Here is a 12,794-nt window from a genome sequence, read left to right as displayed (position 1 = left end):
GGGCGCGCGTTGGCCGTCAGCGGAGGAAGAGCTCGGCCTGGCCGTAGGGCATGTCCGCGGTGATGCCGTGCTGGCGGCAGTACTCGAGCAGCTTGCGGGACTCGACGAGCTGCGGCGAGTTCTCGTGGTAGCCCATCACCATGACATGGCCGAGCCAGGGCTCGCGGCCCATGGCGTAGATGAAGACCTGGCCGGGCTTGAGCCGCTGGACGATCTCGATGGCGCGCACGGCATTGGAGCCATTGAGCCGCCGCGACTGATCCATCTTGCGAGGCAGGGGCGAGGGCAGCAGGGGGCCGTACATCCAGCTCAGGGGACCGCCCTCGGACTCCATGCCCAGCCACATCATGTCGATGTTCCCCACCTCGCGATGGACGTGCTCGTACAGGCGCGGCTCGAGCGCGTTGGAGTCGGCGGCCATCAACAGGTTCTTGCCCTCGAGCCGGACGAGGTGGGCGATCTTGGCCTGGATGTCGAGGTCGCCGTGCTCGCCGATGAAGGGCAGGCCGATGAGCTCGCCACCGGGGAGAGGCAGGGACTCCAGGTCCGAGAGCGCCACCACGTTGTGGAAGCCGGCGTGCTTGAGCATCAGCTTGAGCGAGGGGTCCGCGATCCGTCCGCCGTTGTTGGCGGGCACCACGATGGTGCCGATGCGATGGCGCAGTTGGAGCAGCGGCTCGAACATCAAGTGGTCCGCGTGGCCGTGGGTGATGAGGACGTAGTCGATCTTCTCCGGCAGGTCCGCGAAGGTGTAGCGGGGCATGTCGGTGGGGAAGTCGTAGCTGACGACGGGATCCGTGAGGAGGCTGACGTGGCGTGACTCGATGAGCACGCACGCGTGGCCGAAATAGCGAACCCGGACGCCATCGCCGTCATAGCGCGGGGCCGGACGCGGCGGCTGTTCCGTGAAGAAGGAGGAGAAGAGCTCGGCGTCGCGGGGCTCGATGCCCAGCGCCTCGCGAACGGGCTCCACGGGCCCGGGGGTGCGCCGCATGGCGTAGAGCTGGTCGAGGGCCGCGTGCCGGTAGGGCACCTTCACCTGGAGGCTGCCGTCCTGGGTGTCCAGCCGAGGCGTGCTGAAGACGTAGGGCCGGGCGTCGCCGTGGATGAGCCGCATGCAGAGGCTCTGCGAGGACTCGCGGTGGAAGGGGCTGCGGTAGAGGAGCGACTCGAAGAAGCGGGGCGAGGCCCGGTTCTTCATGTCATAGGTGAGCTCCACATAGCCGCGGAGCAGGTCTGGCACGCGCGGGTACAGCTCCTCCAGGGAGAAGCCCTCGGCCGAGTCCAGCAGCTTCTCGAGCTCCAGGACGGCCTCGGCGTATCGCAGGGACAGGGCCTCTTCCTTGAGGGTGCGCTCGAGCAGCGCCTTGACGGCATCCACCTGCTGCACGCCGTAGTTGATGTAGGGCCCGCCGCGCAGCACGGGGCTCTTGAGCGCGGCCACGTGGATGGCGGGGTTGTCCACGAAGGACTCCATGATCTTCACATGGAGGTTGGCCACGAAGAGGGGCGCCGTCATGGGCGAGGCCAGGAACCACCACGCGTACCACTGGTTGTAGAGCGGCTCGGTGACGACGTTCTGCTTCAGGTACAGCGCGGGCGAGGACATCCACACCTCGGAGGAAGGATCGAAGACTCAGGCCGCTGGAGGGGTCCGGCTGACGGCGTAGCGCTCGATGAGGCGAAGCGACTCCCGGGCGGCCTCGCGCAGCTCGGGCTCGGGAGCCTCCTGGAGCCGCGTCAGGGCGGCGGGCACCTCGGGGCCGGGGTAGAGGATCTCCCCCAGGCGCCGGGCGGCCTGCACGCGGTCGCGCACCTCTCCGCGCTGGAGCTCGGCGAGCAGGTAGTCCTTGTAGAGGCCCAGGAAGTGGTTCTCGGCGTCCAGGATGCGGGCACAGAGGGAGCGCAGATGCGCCTGGTCCTCGGGGGCGTCCGGCACCCGGTAGCCCCAGCGCTTGCGGCTCTCGTGGATCTGCTCGAACAGGGGAGTCCGCTCGTTGTTCACGTGCAGGCGGTGCGCCTCGATGGCGTCACGCTTGGAGAACACGTGCTTTCCGGCCAGAGCGACCTCGGCGGCCGCGAGCCGGCTGGCCAGGGTGACCAGCTCCTTGAAGCCCCGGTGCGGCAGGCCCTGGGCATCCAGCACGGCGGAGTGGTCATAGCCATAGAGCTCGCCCCGCGGGTCCGGGTAGGCGAGCGGGTAGCGCAGGGGCTCGCCCTCGGCGCGAGCGCGGGCGCGCTCCATGAACATGTAGGGCCGGTGCATGCAGAAGCGCAGCCACTGCTCGAGGGGCATCAAGGGGACGCGCTCCCGGATGTCCTCGCCGGCCAGCAACAGGGAGGCCCGCTTGAGGTTGACGGCGCCTTCGGCCACCAGCCGGACCTCGTCCACGGCGCTCACGTCCAGGGGGTAACGGGCCATCATGCCCACGGAGCGGCGGAAGTGCTCATGGCGCTCCACCTCCCCTTCCTGGAACCGCTCCTTGAAGACGAGCAGCAGGTCGAGGTCGCTATCGGCGACCCCATCCCCGGTGGCGTGGCTGCCGAGAAGGAAGCAGGCCCGGAGGCGCCGCGGAAAGGCCATCTGGCACAGGCCGATGAAGCCGAAGAGGACGGAGTTGATCCCCATGTCCTCCGTCATGCCGACGAGCGAGAACTCTTCCTCCATCCGTGACTCCCTCAGAGCGGCCAAAGGCGAGGCCGGCATCCTAGTGTGAATTCCCCGGATCCGCAGCAAGCCTGCACGGAGAGCGAGCGGACGCCGCGGGCGCTCCTCACGGGCCGACGGACCTGATGCGCGTGTCGGCGTCCCTGGGCGTATCGGCCTGGGCGTAGCCCGGACCGGAGGCGGGCCAGGTGGCGGCGAGGTAGTCCGCGAAGGCCTTCTGCTCGCGGCCCACGTCGTTGAAGCCCTGGTTGTTGGGAGTGGTGTCCAGCGCGACGAGGTTGTAGCGCGCCGCGTTCTGGGATTCGAAGAGGGGGAACGGGTAGTAGTCGCCTCCGAGGGCGACGACGAAGTCGAGCGTCACCATGCGGAAGGTGCGGTCGGGCTCTCCGACGAGGGCACCGTTGGACACCAGGGTATCCACCACGTTGCCGGAGCCATCGACGATGGCGGCCTGGCGGATGCGCTGGCCCTCGGTGACGAGGTTGCCATCGAGGTCGAACACCTGGGCGGGCTTGCTGGCGTCGTACTCGAAGCGGAGGCCGCTCACCTGGGGAAACTGGCCCGGGGAGACGTCGGGGGCGGTGGCCGCCACGCCGTGCTCGAGCACCTGTTCGAGCTGTGCGGCGGTGACGGTGACGAGCACCAGTGCGTTGTTGAAGGGCAGGCTCTTCTCGATGTCGAGCTGGCTGATCTCCCCGGCGTCGATGGACTCACGGATGCCGCCACTGTTGCGGAGGGAGAGGACGGTGGAGGGATCGGTCTTGCGAGCGAACCAGAGGTAGGCGTCGGCGGTGAGGTCGCCGAGGTTGGTCTCCTCGGTGCGCACGGAGTCCTTCGAGCCGTTGAGGAGCACCTGCGTCTTGCCGAAGGGGGTGCCGTCCGGAGGAGTCCCCGAGGTATCGCAGCCGGCGAAGAGGGCCAGCGCCGCGAGGGAGCCAGCCAGCGGAACGAGTCGTTTCTTCGAGGAGAGCATGGGGCCAGAGGGTACCCCAGGGCCCCTCCCCTGCCCTCGTCCGAGTCCCGGGAGCCGATGCGCGAGCCCCCCCTTGCTCCCGGCTTCCGGGTCTTTCATCATCCCGCCACCCCTCATCACATCGGGCGCCTGGGGGCCCGAGGAGCGCCGAGTGTCCCAGCCCGCGCTGTACCTGAAGCAGAACGTCGCCGTCGAGCCGCTGTACAACCAGTGGTACGCGTGGTGGTACCTCATCGCGCCGGCGACCGCGCCGCTGTACGTGGCCAACCACCATGTGAAGATCATGGAGTCGTTCGTGGCCAACCCGGCCATCCACGTGGCGGCGCTGAAGAACCCGGCGTTGGCGGGAGGCCCCTATCTCAACTACGGCGTCGAGCGGGCGGGCGAGGTCAAGGAGTTGCTGGAGCGGACGCGCAAGGAGCAGGCGGCGACGCTGCGGTTCGCCCAGGCGGTGGCGGAGCTGGACAAGCTGCTGGCCCCGTCCAACGGAAGCTCGCTGGAGGAGCTGTACAAGAAGGTGCCGGACATCCTCCAGGGGTACGTGGAGCTGATGTACGACCTGAACAACCGGGCGTCGGCGCGTTTCTTCGAGCCGCTGCTCTACCGCAGCCCGCACTACAAGGAGTCCTCGCAGAGCCTGTCGTTCCGCCTGTTGAAGGGGGACGCGCGGCCGTACGTCTTCAGCACGCCGCGGTTGGACTCGGACAAGGACACGCTCCACGTGCACCTGCCCTTCCGTCACGAGGCCATCAACCAGCTCTACGCCATGCGGCGCACGCCGGGTTCGGTGGACGCCATCCGCGAGGCCCTGGGTATTGGCGCCAGGGACGCCGAGCTCTTCTCCACCTTCTTCACGGACCAGGCTCCGCGCCCGGCCCCGCGGTACGACGGTGACGGCGTGCGCGTGCGCTACATCGGCCACGCCTGCGTGCTCATCGAGTCGCGCGACGTGAGCATCCTGACGGATCCGGTCATCTCCTACGACTTCCCCACGGACCTGCCGCGCTACACGCACGCGGATCTGCCGGAGAAGATCGACTACGTGCTCATCACCCACGGGCACGCGGACCACCTGATGTTCGAGCCGTTGCTGCAACTGCGCCAGCGGATCGGCACCGTCGTGGTTCCGGCCAGCAATGGTGGCGGCCTGGCGGACCCCTCGCTCAAGCTGATGCTGAAGGCGGTGGGCTTCAAGAACGTGGTGACCCTGTCCGAGCTGGAGTCCCTCGAGGTGCCGGGCGGCTCCATCACGGGGGTGCCCTTCATTGGCGAGCACGCGGACCTCGACATCCAGGCGAAGCTGGCGCACCTGGTGCAGCTGAAGGGCCGCTCGTTGCTGATGGCGGCGGACTCCAACGCGCTCGAGCCGCGCCTGTACGATCACGTGCACGCGGCCGTGGGGGACATCGACGTGCTGTTCCTCGGCATGGAGTCCGAGGGAGGGCCGCTGAGCTGGATGTACGGGCCGCTGATGCCCGCGCCGCTGCCGCGCAAGATGGATCAGTCGCGGCGGCTCAACGGCTCCAACGCCGAGCGGGCCATCGAGATCGCCCGGCGGATCAACCCCAAGCAGGTCCACATCTACGCCATGGGCCGCGAGCCCTGGATGGGCCACGTGATGGCGATGGGCTACCACGAGAACTCGCCGCAGCTCGTCGAGGCGCGCAAGATGCTCGCGTGGTGCCAGGAGAAGGGAATCACCGCCTCGCTGCCCTACATCCAGGCGGAGCTCTTCTTCTGACGTCCGGTTTTCCCCTCTTCACCTGTAGGAGCACGCAACCATGAGCGAGACCGAGGATACGACCGTCTACAAGGTCGTGATGAACCACGAGGAGCAGTACTCCATCTGGCCGGCGGACCGGGAGAACGCGCCGGGCTGGAAGGACGCGGGCAAGCAGGGCCCCAAGGCCGAGTGCCTGGAGTACATCAAGCAGGTGTGGACGGACATGCGTCCGCTGAGCCTGCGCAAGAAGATGGAAGCGCAGTCGCGCCCCAACTGAGGGGGTAGGTAGGACCTGCCGTCCGGCCCGGGCGGCAGGCTCCCCCAGGGGCCTGGGAGCCGGGTGGCCTGGGGTGAAGGGCCCCCATCTCTCGACTGGTGGACGACCGGACGCACTTGGGCATCCCGTCCTGGCCTGCGCTGTTATATAGCGACCGCCATGCTTGAGACCGTCGCCAAGGGCTTCCGAGCCGCCAAGAACCGCCTTGCGGGCAAGAGAGAGATCACCCCGGAGATGGTGGACGAGTCGCTTCGCGACATCCGCGTCTCCCTGCTCGAGGCAGACGTCGCCTTCGATGTGGTGAAGAAGTTCGTCGCGCGGGTGCGCGAGAAGGCCGTTGGGGAGGTCGTGCAGACGACCGTGACCGACAAGGCCGGCCAGAAGCACCGCGTCTCGGCGGGCGACCATTTCGTCAAGATCTGCCACGACGAGCTGGAGGCCCTGATGGGTCCGGTGGACACGAGCATCCAGCTCAAGCCCAAGGACCAGGTCAGCGGCATCATGATGGTGGGCCTGCAGGGGTCGGGCAAGACGACGACCACGGGCAAGCTCGCCAGCAAGCTGCTCAAGGAGGGGCGCAAGCCGCTGCTGGTGGCGGCGGACATCTACCGTCCTGCGGCCGTGGATCAGCTCAAGGTGCTGGGCGAGCGGCTGAAGGTGCCGGTGTATTTCGAGCCGAACGTGCCGCCGCCGGAGCTGGCGAAGCGCGGGTACGCCGCGGCGCGCGAGCAGAAGTGCGACGTGGTGCTGATCGACACCGCGGGCCGCCTGGCCATCGACGAGGCGTTGATGACCGAGCTGGAGGCCATCAAGGCGAACGTGCGGCCGGACAACATCCTGCTGGTGTGCGACGCGATGATTGGCCAGGACGCGGTGCGCACGGCGGCCGAGTTCGACCGGCGGTTGAGCCTGGACGGCTTCATCCTCACGAAGCTGGACGGTGATGCACGCGGTGGCGCGGCGTTGTCCATCAAGGAAGTGACGGGCAAGCCCATCAAGTTCCTGGGCATGGGCGAGTCGATGGACAAGCTCGAGGAGTTCCGCCCGGACGGACTGGCGAGCCGGATTCTGGGCTTCGGCGACATCGTGGGCCTGATGAAGGACTTCGAGGGCGTCGTCGACGAGAAGAAGGCGGCGGAGGACGCGCAGAAGCTGCTGTCGGGCAACTTCTCGATGAAGGACTTCGTCGAGCAGATCCGCATGGTGCGGAAGATGGGTCCGCTGAAGGATCTGCTGGAGAAGTTCCCGCTGTTCGGGGAGATGACGGAGCACCTGAACCCGGACGAGAAGGAGCTGACGAAGATCGAGGCGATGTACGACTCGATGACGGAGCAGGAGCGGCTGCGTCCGAACCTGATCAACGACAGCCGGGTGAAGCGCATCGCGAAGGGCAGCGGCCGCAAGACGGAAGAGGTGCGGGAGTTGCTGCAGAAGTTCGGGATGATGCAGCAGGTGATGGGGACGATTGGGCAGAACCCGGGCCTGTTGGGGCGCATCCCTGGCTTCAAGCAGATGGGCCAGCTGGCGCAGATGAAGAACATGGACATGTCGAGCATCTTCGGGAAAGACCCGAAGATGATGGAGAAGGCGATGGCGGGGATGGGGATGGGGGGCATGCCGATGCAGATGCCGCAGATCGCCCCGGGCTACACGGCGCCGATGGGACAGGCGGCGATGGCCAAGGCGCGGATGATGGGTTACGCGCCGCCCTCGGCCGCGGGCAAGCCCGAGAACAAGGACGCCATCAAGGAGCGCCGCAAGCGCGAGAAGGAAAACAAGAAGAAGAACCGGAAGAAGAAGTAGCCGCAGTCGCGGCTCCGGTGTCACCCACGCGCCGCTCGGGAAGCCCCCAGGAGGGCCTCCTGGAGCGGCGCGGGTGTTTCGAGGGACCAGGGCAGTCCAGTGCTGCGGACGGTGCATCCTGGGAGCGAGACGGAGCCCGTGGGTGGATTCACGGCCCGAGTGGAGTGAGGCATTCTCCGCGAGTCGTTTCGGGGGCTTACGAGCGTAAGAGCCCGAGACTCAGCCCCAGGCACCTGGAATGGAGCCTGCACTGCGGAGTGGCATGCCAACCCTCAAACGTTACATCCCCCTGGTCCTCGCCGGATTGATGTCCGCCTGCCTGCAGCTGCCGGAGATCGATCACAGCCCCCATACGCCGGACGCGGGAGTTGACCCGGCCGACTCAGGAACACCCTCCACGGAGTTGTCCGTCACGATCACCACCCCGACGGGCACGTTCTACACGAGCGGGAGCGTTGAGTTCTCCGTCGACGTGCGTGGAGGAACACCTGACCTGGTGCGGCTCTACAAGAATGAGGCGGAGTTCGCGATCATTGACTCGCCCTATCGCTACACCTGGAACACCACGGCCGAGCCCGAGGGCAGTTACACGGTGACAGCGCGTGCCCTCAAGGCGGGCCGGACCTTCTCGAGCGCGCCCGTCACCGTCATCGTCGACCGTACCAACCTGCAGGTCGCTTCGCGTTCACCGGCCCCTGGCTCGACCAATGTGGCGTACAGCACGCCCATCCAGGTGCTCTTCTCGAAGCCGGTGAAGGCCACGACAATCAACGACACCACGGTGAGCTTCACCGTCTCTGGAGTGCTGGCGGAGAAGACGCTCTCGCTTTCGAGCGACGGCAGAACGCTGACGCTCGCCCCCAAGGTGAAGCCCCCCCTGCCCGCCACCATCTCGATCGGCCTGAGCAACGGCATCACTGATTCAGCCGGCAACGCCCTCGTCGTTCCGGGCACGTCATGGAGCTTTCAGCTTCCGCACTGGTACTCGTTCGGAGGACCACTGCATGCAGTGGGCGGCAATACGCTCCTGAAAGACACCGCCATGGCCCTTGATGGCCAGGACAACCCGGTGGTGGCATGGAGCGAAGAGGTCACTGCGGGAGGCAGGGCATCCATCTTCGTTTATCGCTGGGACGGTAACGCGTTCACTCCGGTCGGCAGTGCGCTGAACGGGACGTCGAGCGGCTCCGCCTACAAACCTGCCCTGGTGCTCGATGGCAGCGGGAACCCCATCGTGGCATGGCAGGAATCGGACGGGTTCAACGAGAACATCTACATCAGACGTTGGACGGGAACCGCCTGGCAGTCCGTGGGAGCAGGAGTCCTATCCGCCGAGAATGACACGCGTTCCAGCCCGGTTGCGACGCCCGCCCGCAACCCCTCGCTCGCGATACGCGGAAACGACATCTACGTTGCCTGGGATGAGATGAACATCGATGAATTCTCATCTATTTACGTCTGGAAGTCCGTCAATGGAGCAGCATTCACTAGCGTGGGCTCTTATGGGGGCCTAGTCAGTGCCGTATTCAAGTTTACCAGCGCCACCAAACCCTCGCTCGTATTGGACAACAATGGATACCCCATCGTGGCCTTCCAAGAACAGACGCTAGAGGAATACTTCCCTACGAACATCTACGTCATGCGCATGCAGTCAGACGGATCTTGGGCCTTTGCGGTTCCACCCTTCTACGGCGACGACACCAACGGCTACGTCTCTGGTGGTCTCAGCGTATCCACAGGAGCAACACCAGCCAGCGACTGCTCGCTGACTATTGATGCTCAGAACAACTTGTATCTAGCCTGGGCAGAAGAGTCCTACTTTGATGGACCTAGAGACATCCAAATTTTCCGCTCCACTGGTCCACAATCTTGGGATCGGGTTGGAAGCCCCTTGAGTGCATATAGTGGTTACACCTATGCAGCACAGACGCGGCTCCGAGCCACACCCTCTGGCAAACTTTTCGTTACTTGGACAGAGTTCGATGGAATAGCCGAGACAGGTTACATGCATCTGTTTACAAGCTACTGGGACAGCAAATCTTGGAATAGCCTAACTGGCAAAGATGGCATGAACCAGAGTCAGAAAAGCAGCGCACAACCAGCACTTATACTCGACTCAACCGGGAGACCTGTACTCGTTTGGCCCGAGGGCCGCAATGCGGCAGGGAGCGGCGGCTTGGGGGAATATGCTTACGTGCAGCGCTACAATGAATAGCTCCCTCAGTTCCTGAACAATTACCACAAACCTCTCTCACAGAAAATGTTCGGAGTTCGGTGAAAGCGGCAGGATAAAATTCAGTCTTGCCGCTTAGGAACAACAAGCCCACGGGACAGGCGGCGCAAGACACGCCGCTTCTGTCTACGCTTGTAGAGTTTATGGGCGTTCTCGCCCTCCTCATTCTGACGGGCAGTCTCTTCGTCCATGATCTGGAACTCCACGAGCGTGAAGACTGTCCGGTTCTTGCGCTCGCGCGTGTCTTCTTCTGGTTGTGGCAGATACGTATCCATCCGAACAGGAACATCCACGACGAAGTTCAATGCCCGGTAGGTGTTCCCAGAGAACAGGTTACGAGTACGCTCCTCGCGGTCTTCGTAATCGAGGTCCAGATGGAGATGCTGGGCGAACTGTTGGAGGTGAGGATTCTCCTCAAGGACTGATTTGAACGAGACGAGCGTGTTTTCGGTCTGGCCAGGGACGACGAAGTTAAAGGGAAAGAGGTGCTGTGTCAGGAAGTATAGGACCGGGACGATGTCCGCCGGCTTCTGGGTGATGATGCGGAAGCGCGTCCGATCATAGATCTGGGCCGCAACCGTTTCCTTCTTGGCCAGCAGCTTCGTAATGAGGGACTCGCGCGACTTGATGGAATGCGCGAACTCGACAACTGGCAACCCCTTGTCCTGGAGCAGCTGCGCTACACCCAACACCTTGGCGGTCACCAGTTCGGAGAGCTCTGCCTCTGAGACCGCTAGGCGATGCATCAGGTCCCGGCCCTCGATGTGCTGGAGCACGTGCATCACCTTGAGCACGATACAAGCGATGCGGCGATGTCTCGGGAGCCCCTTCACGCCGGAGGCATAGAGGAAGAGATCATGGATCTCCTCCGGGTCCGCCACGGCGTCCGCGACCCGGTAGTCAAAGGTCTGACGGAGATACTCGACGGCATCGGCGAGGACCGTACGAGCCCAGGCCTCGTCCTCTGGCCGAGAGGTGTCGATCTGACAGAGCCGGAGGAAACGGTCGACCTCGTCCCGGCTTTGGAAGTGCATCCGCCGCCAGTCGATGACCGAGCCACCTCGAAGGATGAGCCGGATGCGCTCAAGCTCGCGGAGGCCCATGTCCGCCACGGTGCAAACGGGGATATCGGACAACTGTGGGATAATGGGCGGGAACTTCACGACTCGGCTTCTAGCCGAGCCCGCTCATCGAGGGAAGCGCTTCCGGAAAAGCAGAAGGCCCTCCGCCTGCTTGGAGAGGGCCTTCCGGAAGTTACCGCGAGGCAGCCGCTCTACTTCTCGGCGACCTGCTGATCATCACGGTACTGGGCTTGGCGAACGAGCTTGCCGTCCTCGGAGAACTCCTGGGAAAGACCGTTGCGCTTGCCGTTCGCGAACTCCTCGACCAAGCGCTGCTTTCCGTTGGGGAAGTACTCCACGTGCTTGCCGTGGTAGTTGCCCCCCTGGAACTCCGTCTTGCCCCTGACCTGACCGTCCTCGCTGTAGAAGGTCCACAGGCCGGCGCGGAACCCATCGACGTACTGCCCCTCGGCGCTCTTCTTGCCATTGGGGAAGAAAGACGCATACGGCCCATGCGCGTCATTCCTACCGGCCTTCGCATCGATCTTCCGGCAGTAGAGGCCATCATTCACATTGCCGGTTTGCTTCGTCCCGGCCGGGCACGCCAGCTTGGGGGTGCTGGCCGCAGTTCCCTCAGCAAACGCCACGGAGGTGGCAAGCGTCAGTCCAACAACGAGCGTGCGAGTCAGCTTCGAATGCAGCATGTGCTCTCCTTGATGAGTACGCCGGAGTCCCGTGTGCTCACTCCTCATGACGTTCCCACCCGGCACAAATTCATACCGAATTTCCATGCGGAACCCCTCCGGCGCTGAGCTACAAACCTACCACGTCCAAAAAACAGAACCCCACCCAGCAACACACTGGGTGGGGTTCCAAGAAAACCGCAGCGGCTGCCAAGCAATCCGCAACCGCTCATGCGTGGGGCGTCAGTAGTTGGCCTGGTAGCAGAAGAAGTTGCCGCCAGTGAAGTAGACACCCAGGGACAGCGTATTGCTGGCCTCCGCAACGCAGAAGTTCATGATGAAGTCCGCGCGCTCACGGTTGGTCCCAGTCACTGTGTAATTGCCCGCCGAGCTGCTGATGGTGTCAGAACCATCCACCTTGGTGCCGGCAACCCGAACATAGAACAGGCCGTTCAGCTCATCCTTGGTCTGCGGGAAGGGAGTGCTGGCATAGGCAGACACGGTGACCTTCACGCGCTTGGGGGTCGACGCAGAGGTGCACCAGTTCGTGTCCACCGCAGCGCTCGTCGTCACGGCCTTGAAGATGATGGGGCCCGTGGTGCCCAGTTCGTTCTTCGCGGTGAAGTTCTGGTAGTTCTCGCACGTGGGGGCGGGGACCGCCGCGCACGTGTTGCTGCTGCAGAACTGACCGTAGGCGCAGGTGGCCTTGCCCTCACCCGAGCAGGTGGTGGGCGCAGCGCTGCACGTCCCCGTGGTCGTGTTGCAGACCTGGCCCGAGCCACAGTCCGTGTCCTTGGTGCAGGCCGGCGTCGTGCCACCGCCCGTGCAGACCTTGTAGACGGTCGAGCACTTCAGACCCGAAGCATCGCTGATGCGCTCGTCACGCTGGCAGAGCGCGTCCGTGCTGCACTGGCACACCTTCGTGCTGTTCGTGGAGCTGACCACGTCGCAGGTCTTCGAGGACTCGGGGCAGTCAGCGCCCGAGGTACAGGTCTGCACGCACACCTTGGCGGTCGGGTGACAGATCTCATCCGCGATGCAGTCCGTGTCCGCCGTACAATCGAGGCTCTCACGGCCACCGTCCGGGCAACCCGTCAGCACCATGCTCATCGCGCCCAGCGTGGCGAGCATCAACGTCATCTTGCGAAGCTGCATTCTCGACTTCCTCCTGAATGGATACGTCGCGAGGCGGGCCGCCGGCCACTCACTCAGGCCCCCCTCCGTCCTGCAGCGCGCGGCTTTAGTCCCGGCGCTCCAGACGTGTCAACGAATGTCGACACGGCCTTCGACGCATTCCCCAGAAGGGAATTCAACACCCACTGAAGCGGACAGTCGTACGATTGTAGTGACACAAACGTGACTGTCCGCCTCTC

Annotated in this window: 10 protein-coding genes; 4 read left to right on the top strand and 6 right to left on the bottom strand. The window is 64.6% G+C overall.

All coding sequences use genetic code 11. The annotated features are described in order from the left end of the window. Positions 1 to 16 precede the first annotated feature (16 nt). From VFZ09_RS26290 to VFZ09_RS26280, 3 genes are all read right to left on the bottom strand, one after another. Entirely contained in the window at positions 17 to 1,609 is a 1,593-nt protein-coding gene (locus VFZ09_RS26290; protein WP_329730413.1) for an MBL fold metallo-hydrolase, read from the bottom strand. Positions 1,610 to 1,636: 27 nt separating this feature from the next. Then, complete coding sequence (locus VFZ09_RS26285; RefSeq protein ID WP_329730412.1) at positions 1,637 to 2,668, bottom strand: nucleotidyltransferase domain-containing protein; 1,032 nt, start codon at positions 2,666 to 2,668, stop codon at positions 1,637 to 1,639. Between the two features lie 106 nt (positions 2,669 to 2,774). After that, positions 2,775 to 3,641: a 5'-nucleotidase gene (locus tag VFZ09_RS26280; protein WP_329730411.1), complete on the bottom strand. Its 867-nt coding sequence runs from the start codon at positions 3,639 to 3,641 to the stop codon at positions 2,775 to 2,777. Positions 3,642 to 3,792: 151 nt separating this feature from the next. Here VFZ09_RS26280 and VFZ09_RS26275 point away from each other — a divergent pair, with 151 nt between their 5' ends. From VFZ09_RS26275 to VFZ09_RS26260, 4 genes are all read left to right on the top strand, one after another. Beyond that, on the top strand, positions 3,793 to 5,382 hold the full coding sequence (locus VFZ09_RS26275; RefSeq protein WP_329730410.1) for an MBL fold metallo-hydrolase: 1,590 nt from the start codon (positions 3,793 to 3,795) through the stop codon (positions 5,380 to 5,382). A gap of 40 nt (positions 5,383 to 5,422) precedes the next feature. Next, the gene (locus tag VFZ09_RS26270) at positions 5,423 to 5,641 is read left to right on the top strand and encodes an MbtH family protein (RefSeq protein ID WP_329730409.1); all 219 of its coding nucleotides are present in this window, start codon (positions 5,423 to 5,425) and stop codon (positions 5,639 to 5,641) included. A 159-nt stretch (positions 5,642 to 5,800) separates the two neighbouring features. Continuing rightward, a complete protein-coding gene (ffh, locus tag VFZ09_RS26265; protein ID WP_329730408.1) occupies positions 5,801 to 7,444 on the top strand; it encodes a signal recognition particle protein in 1,644 nt (547 codons plus the stop codon). A gap of 262 nt (positions 7,445 to 7,706) precedes the next feature. Further along, on the top strand, positions 7,707 to 9,659 hold the full coding sequence (locus VFZ09_RS26260) for an Ig-like domain-containing protein (protein WP_329730407.1): 1,953 nt from the start codon (positions 7,707 to 7,709) through the stop codon (positions 9,657 to 9,659). A gap of 80 nt (positions 9,660 to 9,739) precedes the next feature. On the opposite strand, the gene VFZ09_RS26255 is transcribed toward VFZ09_RS26260, so the two are convergent. From VFZ09_RS26255 to VFZ09_RS26245, 3 genes are all read right to left on the bottom strand, one after another. Further along, a complete protein-coding gene (locus VFZ09_RS26255; RefSeq protein ID WP_414640747.1) occupies positions 9,740 to 10,780 on the bottom strand; it encodes a TIGR04552 family protein in 1,041 nt (346 codons plus the stop codon). Positions 10,781 to 10,950: 170 nt separating this feature from the next. Then, positions 10,951 to 11,442 carry a hypothetical protein gene (locus VFZ09_RS26250; RefSeq protein WP_329730405.1) on the bottom strand — a complete coding sequence of 164 codons (492 nt, stop codon included), beginning with the start codon at positions 11,440 to 11,442 and terminating at the stop codon, positions 10,951 to 10,953. A 222-nt stretch (positions 11,443 to 11,664) separates the two neighbouring features. After that, on the bottom strand, positions 11,665 to 12,576 hold the full coding sequence (locus tag VFZ09_RS26245) for a hypothetical protein (RefSeq protein ID WP_329730404.1): 912 nt from the start codon (positions 12,574 to 12,576) through the stop codon (positions 11,665 to 11,667). Positions 12,577 to 12,794: the final 218 nt, after the last annotated feature.

The sequence above is a fragment of the Archangium sp. genome, assembly GCF_036277355.1.
GTDB lineage: Bacteria > Myxococcota > Myxococcia > Myxococcales > Myxococcaceae > Archangium.
Note: the sequence above shows the minus strand (reverse complement) of the source record. Positions and strands in the feature narration are given on the sequence as shown.

What these genes read in the sequence shown, in the direction of transcription:
- VFZ09_RS26290 (WP_329730413.1), bottom strand. Translation starts at nt 1,609, where the DNA reads ATGTCCTCGCCCGCGCTGTACCTGAAGCAGAACGTCGTCACCGAGCCG.
- VFZ09_RS26285 (WP_329730412.1), bottom strand. Translation starts at nt 2,668, where the DNA reads ATGGAGGAAGAGTTCTCGCTCGTCGGCATGACGGAGGACATGGGGATC.
- VFZ09_RS26280 (WP_329730411.1), bottom strand. Translation starts at nt 3,641, where the DNA reads ATGCTCTCCTCGAAGAAACGACTCGTTCCGCTGGCTGGCTCCCTCGCG.
- VFZ09_RS26270 (WP_329730409.1), top strand. Translation starts at nt 5,423, where the DNA reads ATGAGCGAGACCGAGGATACGACCGTCTACAAGGTCGTGATGAACCAC.
- ffh (WP_329730408.1), top strand. Translation starts at nt 5,801, where the DNA reads ATGCTTGAGACCGTCGCCAAGGGCTTCCGAGCCGCCAAGAACCGCCTT.
- VFZ09_RS26260 (WP_329730407.1), top strand. Translation starts at nt 7,707, where the DNA reads ATGCCAACCCTCAAACGTTACATCCCCCTGGTCCTCGCCGGATTGATG.
- VFZ09_RS26255 (WP_414640747.1), bottom strand. Translation starts at nt 10,780, where the DNA reads ATGGGCCTCCGCGAGCTTGAGCGCATCCGGCTCATCCTTCGAGGTGGC.
- VFZ09_RS26250 (WP_329730405.1), bottom strand. Translation starts at nt 11,442, where the DNA reads ATGCTGCATTCGAAGCTGACTCGCACGCTCGTTGTTGGACTGACGCTT.
- VFZ09_RS26245 (WP_329730404.1), bottom strand. Translation starts at nt 12,576, where the DNA reads ATGCAGCTTCGCAAGATGACGTTGATGCTCGCCACGCTGGGCGCGATG.